The organism is Paenibacillus sp. cl130 (assembly GCF_900116035.1).
Lineage (GTDB): Bacteria > Bacillota > Bacilli > Paenibacillales > Paenibacillaceae > Paenibacillus > Paenibacillus polymyxa_B.
Window position 1 is genome coordinate 1,164,100 of record NZ_FOYG01000001.1, and the last position, 13,863, is coordinate 1,177,962.

General features: G+C 49.8%; 3 protein-coding genes. All 3 read right to left on the reverse strand.

Annotated features, from left to right (window positions below; translation table 11 throughout):
* Positions 1–5: 5 nt before the first annotated feature.
* Genes BM358_RS05395 through BM358_RS05405 form a run of 3 tightly spaced genes read right to left on the reverse strand, consistent with a single transcriptional unit; the run spans position 6 to position 13,787 of the window.
* Positions 6–1,217 carry a pyridoxal phosphate-dependent aminotransferase gene (locus BM358_RS05395; RefSeq protein ID WP_028543127.1) on the reverse strand — a complete coding sequence of 404 codons (1,212 nt, stop codon included), beginning with the start codon at positions 1,215–1,217 and terminating at the stop codon, positions 6–8.
* A 31-nt stretch (positions 1,218–1,248) separates the two neighbouring features.
* Positions 1,249–6,168, reverse strand: a complete 4,920-nt coding sequence (locus BM358_RS05400; protein WP_028543128.1) for a condensation domain-containing protein — start codon at positions 6,166–6,168, stop codon at positions 1,249–1,251.
* Positions 6,165–13,787 carry a non-ribosomal peptide synthetase gene (locus BM358_RS05405; protein ID WP_028543129.1) on the reverse strand — a complete coding sequence of 2,541 codons (7,623 nt, stop codon included), beginning with the start codon at positions 13,785–13,787 and terminating at the stop codon, positions 6,165–6,167. The genes BM358_RS05400 and BM358_RS05405 overlap by 4 nt, the downstream gene beginning before the upstream one ends.
* Positions 13,788–13,863 lie beyond the last annotated feature (76 nt).

The following is a 13,863-nucleotide window of genomic DNA, read 5'->3' on the forward strand; positions in this document are numbered from 1 at the left end:
AGGGTCTACTCCCGAACCGGAATTGCAGCAGATACAGCCGATTGACCTACCAAGCTGTTTGTGAAAAAGTCCACTAAGCGATCTATGCCTTCGTTGTATCGCGTTGTAGAGTAGGACAGGCGCAGCATTTTCGGCAATCCAAAATCAGAACCTGGCACAGTCGCCACTTGTTTGGCTCTCATAATTTGTTCAGCCAGCTCCAAACTCGTTTCGATGCCGTGCTCGTCCATGTACTTTTCACAATCGAGTGTGAAGTAAAAGCTACCTTGTGCAGGGATAGCACGTACGAGCGGAACCTCATTGAATCGCTCCACCGTATAATCCCGTCTTGCTTTATACAGGCTGACCAGCTGCTCAATCTCTTCGGGATGTGCCAATGCTTCCAGTGCGCCAAATTGCACGACAGGGTCGGCTGTCAGCAATGTATGATGCTGTATGACCGTGAGCGGTGTGACTAGCTCGTCAGGAACGATACAGTAGCCCACGCGCCGACTGTACATCCGGTACCCTTTGGAGAAAGCATTCGTTGTAATAAAGGCTGATTTGGTATCCTTCAGCTCCAGTACCGAAGTGCTTCGTTCATCAAAGCAAACATTGGCATAAATCTCATCATTAATGACCACTGCCTGACCGTTGATAATTTCATCAATGGCATACAGCTCGTCTTTCGTTAAGATGTTGCCTAGCGGATTACCAGGCGAATTAATGACTACAATTCTGGTTTTATCCGTGAAATTTTCCTTAAAGGAATCCAGATCCAGTGCCAACGTCTCCAAATTGATATCATAGTAGCGAACATTCGCCCCTACCAATTGGGCGCAAAAATGATACAGAGAATAGTACGGACGCGGTAAAAGAACCTCATCCCCCTCTTTTGCCAGCAAATAAAACAGATTTCGGAATAAGGCGCTGGTGCCTACATTAATCAGGATATTGTTAGGGTTAATGTCCAGATCATATGTTTTCTTGTATTCCTCCGCGAGCGCTTCCTTTAATTCCGGCAAGCCCGGCGGAAATACAAGCGAGCTTTTTTCAAAGGTGTCCAACGCATCCTTCATCGACTGAATGATATCCTCATGCAAAGGTAGCTCGGATTTTCCCAAGGTCATTCGAATGACCTCTTTGGAGCCGTTTTTCTCAAATTCATAAGCCATTTGATCCAGAACGAACATTAAAAACCGATTGTCATAAAATTCAATAGATGATCTTAATTCCATTTGTAATTGCCTCCTTTGAATGAACCGCACGTTAATGGGATACCTTAGACAGGTTGGACACACTACTAGCAATGGTCTTGATTATTTTGTGATACCTTTCCAGCATAGAGTGGACATAGGAAGATTCCAGCAAAGCGGTATTCCACCTCAGGGAACAGGTCAGTCCGGTTGTTGATTTCACGACTGACAGTTGCAGTGCTGCTGGCTCTGAGGGGTATACACGCAATCCCACTTCCCCTCCCTCGGGTAAAGATCTCGTTCCATCCTCTGTGCAAAAGACGACGTTATAACGTGATGAACCCTCCCTCCCGCTCTTCAACTCATTAGGGTCCAGCAGCAAATGAAACGGATATAAAACAGCTTGAAGCGCAGCTTGATGTTTGTCCTTCACTTTTTCTAGCAAAGGATTAAACGACGAAAGCCCCTCCATCGAAACTCTGACTGGCACAGGATGCTGGATACATAAAGGTACTCCGCTGCCCTGAACTGGATGTCCTTCGGGATGCATGACATAGATCAAAAGCTCCTCCGCATGCGTTAATTGCCGCAGCAGCAGGAAATAACAGGCGAATAGAACGTCCGTAACAGAACCTTCATGACTGGAGGCAAAAGCTTTTAGAGCTTCAGTCTCCTCTGTGGCGAGAGGCACTTCAATAGAAGTCCCCTCGGGTGTTACAAAAGCTTCTTCCCCGCGTTTGAACGGCAATCCGATCGGAGGAAGCGGCTTTTGCAGTGCCTCAGTCCAATACGCCTTTTGAGGCTCCAAATATCCTTCCTGCAGCAACCGTTGTTGCCAATAAGTAAAATCAATCTGCGAGATGGACTGAAATATGTGGTCTGTATCCACTGCCGAATCCGTAACAGCAGCGGAATAGCGAATAAACAGTTGTTCCAGCCAACCTTTCAGATCGAGGCACTCCGTTAGTAATGGATGAACAGCGACGATCAATTGGCATCGTTCGTTGCTGTCACAACCCAAGCGTATCCGGTACAGCGGACCTTGTCGTAACTCGAACGGGTTTTGATACTCCACAGCCACACGGTGTTCCGCCCAAGAAGCTGCATCCCCCTCTATTACATCTGTAAATTTGTAATCCAACGGAAGACACGCCTGCACCTGCTGAGTCGGCCCGGCTGTCTCTTCCCTAAAGGTTGTTCTGAGCGTGCTGTGTTCGGCTTGCAGTTCTTCCAGCACTCTGGCAAATAACGTTTGATCCACCTTGCCTTTCCACGTTGCATAAACGATCACATTATTAGTTGATCCTCGATGTCGCCATATCTGCTTTTGATAAAAAGACAAAGGGTGCTGCTCAGCCTCCGGTGCCGGGCAGATCGCAGGAAGCGCAAAAGTAGAGTCCTTTCCCTGCCGTTTCTGTTTCATCTTCTCCGCTTCCTCAGGTGAAAAAATCCGGTACTCCGCTAAAGCTTGCTCAGGCTGGTCCACAATCTGGTCGATCAGGCTGAGCAAATGTCCTGCCAGCGCAGTGATCGTCTGTTCGTGAAACAAACGGGAGTAATACTCAAAGGTACATTTCAGTTCCCCTTGCATTCCCTGAAAAATGTCGAGCTTTAAATCCATGGTTGAACTGTGCTTGGCCCAGTCCACCATGTTCAGCGTTAAATCTCCCATCGTAAATTGGGTTTTCTGCATCCCCTGATTATGTAAAATAAGCATGGTGTCAAAAATAGGGTTGCGTGAAAGATCGCGCTTCTGATCCAGATGCTCCACCATTTTTTCAAATGGATAATCCTGATGATCATACGCGGCTATGGTGCGATGAGCCACCTCCTTTAAGAAGTCCGTAAAGCGCCGCTCACCCGCTGGAGTATTACGAATAGGCAAGTAGTTGGTAAAAAGTCCTATCGTATGCTCTACACCCGCATAACGTCTGCCAGCAATGAGGGAGCCTACAATGACATCCTCCTGCCCTGTGTATTGATAAAGCAGCACATTGTATACAGCAAGAAGCGTCATATACAGCGTAGCGCCATGCTCCTGTCCCATCGCTCGCAAGCGTTCAGCGACCACTTTGTCAATCGTGAACGAGTACACCCCCCCTTCAAAAGTCATCACAGGCGGCCGGGGATAGTCACTGGGCATTTTCAGAACAGGCAATCCTGACTCCAGTCCTTCCGTTAACGTCCTCAGCCAAAATTGCTCCTGTTGCAGCATCTGCTCACTTTGCAGAAAAGCATTTTGCCATACCGCATAGTCCTTATATTGGATACGCAGCGGCGGCAGGTTCTGCCCGGCATAAAGACTGGTAAATTCCCGAATGAGGATCTCCATGGAAACGCCATCCGAAACAATATGATGCATATCAAACATCAGCAAATGCTTGTCCTCTTCATCACATTCCTCCGTTAATCGCAGCAAGCGTATCCGAAGTAAAGGAGCCTCTCCCAGGGAAAACGGCTGGACAAATTCCTCCATCAGCTTTTGTACATCTGCTCCCTTTGGAGCCACACCCAGCGATATAGCAAGCTCAGCCTGCGGAAGAACACTTTGCACAATTTCATCCTCCGCAACATCAAACACCGTCCGAAAGGATTCATGGCGACGAATGATCGCAGCAAAAGCAGCTTTAAAGCGTTCCACATCCAAGCGTCCCGTGATCGTAGCCGCTCCGGGCATGTTGTAACTCAAATTGCCTTCTGCCAGCTGCTTCAAAATAAACTGACGGCGCTGCGCATTGGATACGGGATAAAATGCTTGTGGAGACACAGGTTCTATGGACTGGTAATCCGATTTTTTTTCACCTGAAATAAGCTGGGCAAGCTCACGAATGCAGGGATGCCCAAACAAATCAACCAATGTAATTCGTGTATGGAATACCTGGCTTATGGCAGTAATCAGATCTGTTGCCAACAGAGAGTCCCCGCCAAGTTCGAAGAAATCCGCATCCACAGACAGCTCGTCAATGCCTAAAATTCGGCCCCAGATACGTGCCAGCCTGTCTTCTGTTTCCGTCGGAACATATCCGTCACCAAAGGAAACGCGTGCTTCGCTATAAGCTGACACCTGTTCATCGCGGTTGCTGCTTCTACGTTGGATCGGCGGCTCCACCCAATATCGTTGCTTCTCCCAAGCGTATGCAGGCAAGGGTACTTTGACACACCCACCTACCGGATAATCCTCCGCCCAGCGCCTGTTCTCCCCGGCAACATATCGCCGGGCAATCATCGGGGCATCATCTGTATCCAGCGCCATTTCTACCAGGGACTCGCTGCACATGGAACAGAAAATCCCCTGCTGCTCCAGCCCTGTTCCATCCTGACGAACCAAAGCATCATAGGCCTGTTTGAGCTTTGTCCAAAGGCTGCGTCGATCCGTGACCGGAATCGCCAGCCGATAAGCATGATGCTCTCTGCCCGTATTCAGGACGTAACAGATATTTTCCAAAGGCGGAATATCGTCATTCTCCAAAAAATCAATATATCGGGCAGTCAATCTTCGCAGTGAATCCTCACTGTATGCCGAAAGGGTAAATACACGTTCCCCACCGCAGGGTAGATCGGAGGACGAAGAAAGGGAGGGCCTGCTTCCCTGATAATCCTCCAGCACCACATGACAATTTGTACCGCTTAACCCCCATGAACTGATACCCGCCCTCAGTGGTATTCCGTCCTCACTTCGCCATTCGGTTAGCTTCGTATGGATATAGACCGGAGAGCTATGCAGGTTCATCAACGGATTCGGATAAGCAAAATGCAGGGTGGGCGGAAGCTGCTTATGCTGTAAAGCCATGATCATTTTGATTAATCCTGCCATGCCTGAAGCGGAATCAAGATGACCGATATTGCTTTTAACCGAGCCGATTCCGCAAAATTGTCTGTTTTGCGTATACCTGCGAAAGGCATTCGTAATCCCCTTAATTTCAATCGGATCTCCAATTTTGGTCCCCGTTCCATGGGCCTCGATGTAAGAGATCGTCGAAGGGTCAATGCCCGCACGCTTCCACGCCTCTACAATCACTTCTTCCTGAGCTCGGGCATTCGGGGAGGCCAATCCGTTGGAGGCACCGTCCTGATTGATGGCACTTGCTTTAATCACAGAGTAAATATAATCGTGATCCCTCTCGGCTTGCTCCAGTGGCTTGATCAGAACAACGCCACAACCTTCGCCCCATCCTGTACCGTCGGCATCCGCGTCGAAGCTGCGTGATTGTCCTTGCGGAGAAGTAATCCCAAGCCCGCCCGGCTCCATCCTGGTGGGTAACGCACCAATGGCTACCCCACCCACCAAAGCCATGCTGCAATCTCCAGCGCGTAATCCCTCACATGCAAGATGCAAAGCAACCAGGGAAGACGAGCAGGCGGTGGCTACACTCAATGCAGGACCGGACAGATTCAGCGCATAAGCGAGACGGCTTGCGATAACTGGCGGGAAATTCCCGACAAAGGCGGTGGACGACTCGCTTTCGATCAGCTCCTTGTATCGCGCTTCACTATAGCCGACATATACCCCCACTCGTGAGCCACGAATGCGTTCACCACCATACCCTGCGTCCTCAATGGCCTCATAACCGGTTTCCATGAACATACGCTGCTGCGGGTCCATGTATTTGGCTTCACCCGGAAGAATATTAAAAAATGCCGCGTCAAACGTATCAACTTCCTCCAAATAGCCTGCCGGCATATATGGCCCTTGATTCTCCTCATCCAAAAAGGGACGAATCTGCTCCAAACGTGAGCTTGGAAACGTTCGTATCCCATTCAAACCGTTGACCAGATTACTCCAATATTGTTCCTTGTTATCTGCTTGCGGGAACCGTCCGGCTACGCCGATAATGGCTATATCCCTGTTGCGGTTTATTCCATCGTGGGCTGCGGACGATGAAGCAGTTTTGAGCCGAACCTGATATTGCTTGATCAGAGAATACGCATGCTCTTCGGATAATTCCTGTTTGGCTACAAGCTGCAAAATGGCTTCAACAAACGTATCCCTCATATGCTTTCATATCCTTTCATAGCTTCATCCACTGAAATAGCGTCCTCCTTTACACGCTTGATCAGGCTTCGTAAATCCTCGTCCGCTTCGTCCGCGCCGGAAACTTCAACCTGTAAGTGCGGTGCTACGTCCGTCACTTCTCTTGTGCTGGCGGCATGCCTGTTTTCCATAAACTGCGCCAGCTGCGCAACTGTACCGTACGAGAACAAATCCCCGGCCTCCACTTCGGGATCAACCCGTTCATTCAGAAGACTCAGCACTTTCAAAATAAGCAAGGAATCCCCGCCGATTTCAAAAAAATGTTGACCTACATCAATTTCCTCGTATCCCAGCACCTCTGCCCATATTTGAGCGATCTGCTGTTCCAGCTCTGTGTAAGGCTCTGTTGTTTTCCCTTTCAGACTGACCTTCACATCTGTCACCAAACGGTTAGGCTCGACAGATGGCAGAGCTCCTGCTTCCTTGGTGGATTTAGCTACAGCTCGGCGTCGACTCGTCAACATATCCGGCGCAAGCTGAATTTTCATCATCGGCGCCCATTCACGCAGCTTCTGTGTATCAAACTTGCCGATGGCCACCTGATCCAGCGGATAAGACAAGCTCATGCGGAAAGCAGCCAGCGCATCTGATACAGGCATATAGTCCATGCACCCTGGTCCAGTGAGTCCCTCCCACGCATACCAGTTGATCGCAAGCGTCGTTTGCCCCTGCATGTTACGCTGTGCGCTGAAGGCATCCATAAACGCATTGGCAGCCGCATAATCTCCACCGCCAGCTCCGCCCCATAGCGAGGCTACCGAGGAGTACAGAACAAAGAAATCTGTCTCTTGTTCCGCCAGAAGCTTATCCAATACCAGCGTTCCGTGAATTTTGGGGCGAAGCACCTTGCGAAAATCACCCAAATTCTGAATCTCCAGCGGACGACTGGTGTCGCCGCTAGCTGCCGCACAATGAACAACTCCCTTAACGGGGCCATAACGAGCTTGTACATCGTCAAAAATGTGTTGCATCTGCCTATAATCAGCCACATCTCCCGCGTAATAATGCACCTTTGAGCCGTGTTTTTCCATGTCTGCAAAGGCCGAAAGCTTACGGTAAATTACGGTATCAGCCTTCCTTTGCACCTGATCATTTATGATGTGTGACCATTGCGATTTTTCCGGCAGCTCCGTTCGGTTCAGGATGACTAGATGGATCGGAGCTTGCTCGGATAAATACCGGCTAACCTCCAGTCCTAATCCCCCTGCGCCTCCAGTCACGATATATACGGCACCCGGACGAACGGTGATGGAACGCCGGGGTGGAATACCCGGATGATTCCGATTATCTGGAGTGCTTACCGTATCCGATTCGAGACGAGACATACCTTGGATGTAACGCTCCTGACGGATGACAACGAATGAATCCGTTTTGTTTTCTTGCAGCTCGGTCATGATCAGATCCGCCACTTGCTCGTTGGTGTGGTGGAGCGTTTCGACATCCAGTCCGAAGCATTGCAATTGTGGATGCTCCTGAGAAATAACTTTGACCAAACCGTGAATCGCCGCTTTTTCAGGTGATACTTGTTGCTCGTCCGATATCCGCTGGGTAAAGTTCGAAACCACCCGCAAGTCCAGCGTTTCATGCAGACCCTGATGAAGTAATGCTTTAGTCAGAAAATAAAGACTATAGACACCTGACTCCAAACCTGCATCCACTGTTTCAATGTTGACTGGGGTTGACGGGGTGACTGTACAGGTCCAGAGATGAACGATACCGTTCAAGCGCTGGTTATGTTGTCCCAGTTCATTCATGAGTTGAATATAATCTGCTTCTACACCCGGCTGGATGGTGTACTGTTGATCGTTCCGTTTTTCAAACCTTTGCCCAGCCTCTACAGTCACCACAGGATGACCGGAGCGCCTCATGCGTTGCACCAGTTCCTCACCAATCCCCAGTTTGTCTTTGAAGATTAGCCAGTTTCCTTGAGCCAACACGCCTTCTCTTGTCTTCTTCAGTTCTTTTTTAATCCACCGAACACGGTACATTAAATCTTCAACCCTGCTCACTTGTTCTTGCTCGCTCATTCGACCGATAATCAGCGCGGTTTCGGCCTCGGCACGGTTTGGCAAATGCATAGGAAAGGTTCGTACCTCCGTGAATCGCTCCTCCTTCAACAACTGCCCCCATGTTTCCGTCGTAACCAGCGGAGAATCCTTTCGTATGTCCTGATCCTCGAACAGCCACCATCCCTCCGTCATTCCCCAGACGAGATTTTCCGCAGGCTCGTTCTGCACTTTTTCGATCATAAACAGGGCTCCACCAGGAGCAAGCACCTTTTTCAACTGGGACAAGGCCGTCCGCAAACAGCTCGTGGCATGAACTACATTCAGGCCAATAATGATATCAAACTGTTCTGGCACAAAGCCTTGTGCCACAGGATCTTCTTCAATATTAAAAGTCTGATATCGAACAAACGGGTAAGCTGCAAACTGCTTTTGCGCTTCCAAAATGATGCCCCGGCCCAAATCGGTGTAGCAATACTCGACTTGACGATTTGCTATGGCTGGGAAAAGAACCTTGCCCACCGTTCCCGACCCAGCCCCAACTTCCAGAATGCGGAGCCGTTTTCCCGCTTGCGCTAAAATATGCTGCTTTAATGCGTCCAGCGCCATCGTCTCACACAGATCGCCCAGCGTACGTCCCTGATTGGCAAAGCCCGCCAGGAATTGCGATGTACCATCGGGAAACAGCACACTCAGGGGTGACCTTTTCCCGGTCAGCACAGCCGGATAGGCGTCCAGACAATACTTCAACACCTTGAATGTTCCCGCAAATGCCGGATATTGTTCCACGTATTGGGTGTATAAGGCCGACAGATCGGGAGCTGACCCTTCAAGGGTTAGCGTGATATTATCACCGTCAATACAGATGTAACCCTGTTCTTCTACGAAACGCAGCATGAACCGAAATAGACGATGATATGTGGAAGTAATCCCTATCGTATGCAACATTTCTGGCTCTTTATATACTTTTCCGGGTTCCGTGAGCGTCCCCCATTGTCTGAATAATCCGATAATAAGCTGGGCCGCAAATTCATCAACCGCCTTTTTATAGCCCTGTACTACCGCAAAGCCGCTCTCTTCCAATAACCGTTCACCAAATTGGAAAACCGCCTCGGTAGCCTGCCAGAAGTCAAGAGCTTTCTCCTGCGTGTCAGGGGTCAATTCCGCACTGTTTCGTACATGCGGTGGTTGCTGAACTTTGGGTTCAACCCAGTAGCGCTTCTCTTCAAACGGGTAGCCTGGAAGAGGGACTCGCACCCGATTTTGCCCGTGATAATAGTCCTCCCATTTCAGATCCCTTCCTTGCATATACGCCTTTGCCATATGCTCCAGCGATTCCGCAGGCTGTACCCTATACGGCTCAGGGCTGTTCCCTGTTTTTGCTGTCGTATTTACGTATATTCGTTCGCGATCCGGTAATGCCGAAGCTGCATCATGATCGCTCTGCTCCACGGACAGCATGAGCTTACGCCGTAATTCTTCCTGCGAGTTGACGACGGTAGCCAAACGGCAGGTGTCGTTTCCACGGCTGATATTGGTACAGTAACAAATGTCTGCCAAAGCTTCGTTGGTATTTCCCAGATAAGCTGCAAACCTGTCGGCATAAGCGTAGAGCGCTTGTTCAGTCCGAGCTGACAAGGTGAATACATATTCCTCGCCCAGAGAAGGAACTTCTCTTTGGATCGCATATTCCTCCAGCACAACATGGCAGTTCGTTCCGCTCAAGCCAAAGGAGCTTACCCCTGCACGACGAATTCCGCAGTCTGGCGTCCATTCCTGAAGTGACGGAGCAACATAAACCGGAGAATTTGCAAAATCAATATGTGGGTTAGGCACTTTAAAATGAAGGGATGCCGGAATCTGACGCTTGCTGATGGCCAGCACTGCTTTTATAAACCCGGCAATCCCTGCCGCTGAATCCAGATGCCCGATATTGCTTTTGACGGAGCCTACCGCACAGAACTGCTTACGATCTGTATACCGTCCAAAAGCCCGTGTAATGCCCTCCATTTCAATAGGATCACCTAGCTTGGTGCCTGTTCCGTGCGTTTCGATATAAGAAACCGTCTGCGGATCAATCTCCGCACGCTTCCAGGCCTCTTCAATCACTTCAGCCTGCGCTGCCGCATTGGGAGCTGTGATCCCGTTGGAGCGACCATCCGAGTTAGCTGCGCTTCCTTTGATTACTGCGTAAATATAATCACCATCAGCCACCGCCTGCTCCAGTGACTTCAGTACAACAGCGCCAACCCCTTCGCCACCGCCTGTACCATCTGCCGATGCGTCGTACGCCTTCGTCTTTCCATCAGGTGAGGCGATTCCCATATTGAAGAGATTTTCATCCACCATCGACAGATACAGATTGACACCACCAGCTACAGCCATTTCACAACCGCCGGACGTTATCTCCTGTACCGCATGATGCACGGCGATGAGTGAAGAGGAACAGGCTGTATCAACAACCTCCGCCGGGCCTGTCCAATTGAAGGCATAAGCAATCCGTCCGGCAATCACAGCCTGCAAATTCCCCGGAATTGCGGAAGGCTCTACCTGTGGCATAAGGTCCACATATTGCGGTGTGCCTGTCCCTACGAACACTCCTGTCTTCGAGCCATACACCTCTTTTTCCGAGTATCCCGCATTCACCATCGCTTCCCATACAACCTGCAACAGTAGACGCTGCTGCGGGTCCATCATCCGTGCTTCATTAGGGGATATTTGAAAAAACGATGCATCAAAGCCATCAATTCGATCCAGATATGCCCCTTGCGGCAACGATCTTGACTGCCCGACTACATCATCTGAACTCTGAGCAATATCCTGTAACCGATGGGCCGGAATGTCGCGGACGGCATCCACCTCGCGACACAGATTGTCCCAGAAGTCATCGCAATTGTCCGCCATAGGGAAACGGCAAGCCATGCCAATCACAGCAACATCACCGTTTCGCCCCTTGCTTCCAAGCTCAGGTCTGTGGGTATGTAGTCGTTTTGTTTCCGTTTTGTGAAGGGCTTCGGTAGGTTGCTCTACACCGCCGAACTGAATGATTTTGGCCTGCATGGCGATCGTATGATGTGTAAAGAGCTGCGGAATCGTCAGCTGAACTTTCAGCAGATGGTGGATTCTGCTTTGCAGTCGCACGATAGACAACGAATTTCCACCTGCTTCAAAAAAACTTTCCTCCACACTAACGACAGGTACGACCAGCAGCTTCTTCCAGATCTCCGCCAGCTGTTCTTCCAGCTCATTACGTGGTGCCACATATGCACGGGTTTCGGTAATTACAATCTGGTGCAGAGGCAACGCTTTTTTATCCACCTTGCCGTTCACTGTGACGGGCATGGACTCCAAGCAGACGATATGAGTCGGGACCATATAGCCCGGTACATGCTGCTTCAAGTACGACTGGACATCGCTCGTTCCGACCGGAGATTCTTGCCTGGCTCCCGATTTTTTCAAGGTATAAAAGGCAGCAAGATCCTCGGTTCGTTCCTCTGATCCATGCGGAATGACCACGGCTTCTTTGATGGACGGATGACTTCTGAGAACAGATTCAATCTCCCCCAGCTCCACACGCATCCCCCGGATCTTAACCTGATCATCGGACCTGCCGACAAACTCCAGATTGCCGTCGGGCAACCATTTCACCAGATCGCCTGTTTTATACATCCGTTCTGATTCGGTCCCAAACGGATTCGGCACAAAGCGTTCTGCCGTCAAGCGTGGATTGTATAAGTATCCGCGCGCCAGTCCAGCGCCAGCGATGAACAGCTCACCAGTAGCTCCGAAGGGCAGCAAGCGTTGCTGTGGATCCAGAACGTATACCTGATAATTCAGCAGAGGCTTACCTATGGGTAATGTTGCTCGCTGCTCTACAGGCAGACATTCATACAGAGTTGTATTAATAGCCGCTTCCGTCGGGCCGTAAATGTTGAGCAGCTTGTCTATGTTCAGCTTATCGCGTAATTGCTGTACCAGCTCGCCGCTGCAAACCTCACCTGCCACCATGATAAAAGCAAAGTGATGTTCGATATCTGTCACCTGTTCCAACAGCACTTCCATCAGTGAAGGTACGGTATTCAACACGTTAATCCGTTCCTTCCGTACCAGTCCCCAAAAGGCGCTTGGATCGGTTTTGGCTTCTTTTGGAATCAGATATAGTGTCCCGCCTGTAGCTAACGGTAAAAAAATCTGCTGCACAGAGGGATCGAATGTGAACGGAGCCATCAAAACATGTCTCAACTGTTCATGGAAGTCATAGCTGCGTTTCAGTCCAGCCAATTGATTGACAATATGACGATGCTCTATCACCACCCCTTTAGGCGCTCCCGTCGAGCCTGATGTGTATATGACATACGCTGTATGATCAGGTCTACCCTCAAACGGTAGATTGGACGGCTCCCCCGCATATAATGCAGGATTGGATAGATCGAGCACTGTTCCTTGAAAAGCATGGGTATCCACATGCTGTGGAGGTGAGATCAACAACTCCATCCGACTATCCGTTAAAAGCTGCTGTACCCGCTCTACTGGAAACGTCGAATCTATCGGACAATACGCCGCTCCAGCCTTTAATACCGCTAAGATGGCAATGATGACCTCCGTCGTCGGCTCAGCCATGATGCCCACGATATCATCCGATCCCACTCCGTGACGTTGTAAAGTACGGGCCAACTGATTTGCCTTCGCATTTAGCTCTCTATAGCTAATGCGATACCCTGCCTCGACCACAGCAGCTTGTTCAGGCGTTGTAATCACCTGTTCTTCGAACAATTGATGCAGCAAGGTCACACCCGGCAGCTCTACAGCCGTCTGGTTTAATCCATGTACCAGAAGCTCTCGTTGCTGTGGAGCCAGCATATTTGCCGCATCATCCTCCAGAGAGACCGCCGATTTCTCAGGCCATTGAGCCAGAACATACAGCAAATTTGCAGCAAAGGATTGGACTAGGGACAACGAATACACCTCAGGCCGATAAACCAGTTGCAGCATTCGACCTTCTTCGTTTGGTACAAGCTTGATCATCAGATCGAACCGATCCAGGTCCTCAGTCACCGTTTGTAATCCCTCATCCACACATGCCAGTTGCCACAGTTCTTGCAGTTCTCTCCCGTGAAGAGATGTCCATTTGTTATAGAGAAGGGGCACAGAAACATCCTGATGATTCAGCGTTCGAGAAAACTCGGCCTTCATGTCTTCGTTAAGCTCACGCCAGGTTCGGCTTCCCTGAACCCGCGACTTGAGAAAAAGTACATTTCCCCGCTTGGGTTCGGACTGTATAAGCGTCGTCGTGCCGATACAAATATCCTCTGACTGCGAATAGCGATAGACCAGCCCTGACAGCGCCGTCAGGAACAAAATAAAACGTCCCAATTCCGAGCCCTTCGACATTTGATCCAATTGACGAATCGTTTTCCTGGGAATAACCATTTCGAGCGTTTCCTTGCGAGCCTCCAGCTGATGGTTAGACTTGCTTCTGCTTGTAGGCAGTAATTCCCTCGGCAGGTCTTGAGACCATTTTTCCATCCAATATTCTTCAATGATCCGGCCTTTCAAATGTGTACTTTTGTCCATACACACTCCCCTCTCTGTCAACCGTTCCAGGCCTTCATGAGCTGACGAATCTACCATATCTTCCAGTTGATAATCT

What these genes read in the sequence shown, in the direction of transcription:
- BM358_RS05405 (WP_028543129.1), bottom strand. Translation starts at nt 13,787, where the DNA reads ATGGACAAAAGTACACATTTGAAAGGCCGGATCATTGAAGAATATTGG.
- BM358_RS05395 (WP_028543127.1), bottom strand. Translation starts at nt 1,217, where the DNA reads ATGGAATTAAGATCATCTATTGAATTTTATGACAATCGGTTTTTAATG.
- BM358_RS05400 (WP_028543128.1), bottom strand. Translation starts at nt 6,168, where the DNA reads ATGAGGGATACGTTTGTTGAAGCCATTTTGCAGCTTGTAGCCAAACAG.